The following is a 621-nucleotide window of genomic DNA, read 5'->3' as shown; positions in this document are numbered from 1 at the left end:
AAAACGTGGCTGAACAGTTCAACATTAGCCGCGCTGATCAAGACCAATTTGCTTTAACCAGCCAACAACGTACGGCTGCAGCGCAAGCACGTGGTTTCTTTGATCAAGAAATCGTACCTGTGACCATTCCACAGCGTAAAGGTGATGCGGTTGTGGTGGCAAAAGATGAACATCCACGTGCATCAACCACTTTAGAAGCCTTAACCAAGTTAAAACCTGTTGTAAAAGCAGACGGTACAGTAACCGCAGGTAATGCATCAGGCATTAACGATGGTGCGGCAGCGATTCTGATTGCGTCTGATGCAGCTGTAGAAAAATATGGTTTAAAACCTCGTGCCAAAGTAATTGGTGCAACCACTGTTGGGGTTGAACCTCGCATTATGGGCTTTGGTCCGGCACCTGCGATTAAAAAACTGTTAGCACAAACAGGTTTAACACTAGAGCAAATGGATGTGATTGAGCTGAACGAAGCGTTTGCAGCACAAGCATTGGCATGTACACGTGACCTAGGTTTAGCCGACGATGATGCGCGTGTAAACCCAAATGGTGGTGCAATTGCACTGGGTCATCCATTGGGTGCATCAGGTGCGCGTTTGGTGACGACTGCTCTCAACCAACTAG

At 47.5% G+C, this 621-nt stretch carries 1 protein-coding gene; it reads left to right on the top strand.

Annotation, left to right across the window (positions count from 1 at the left end):
- Nucleotides 1-621 (top strand): acetyl-CoA C-acyltransferase (locus AC1M9C_RS14885; RefSeq protein ID WP_481953971.1); only part of this gene is annotated, 621 nt, incomplete at both ends.

Source organism: Acinetobacter sp. 24-47-39, from assembly GCF_056783825.1.
The sequence above is the reverse complement of the archived record's forward strand: the minus strand, read 5'-3'. Positions and strand labels throughout refer to the sequence as shown.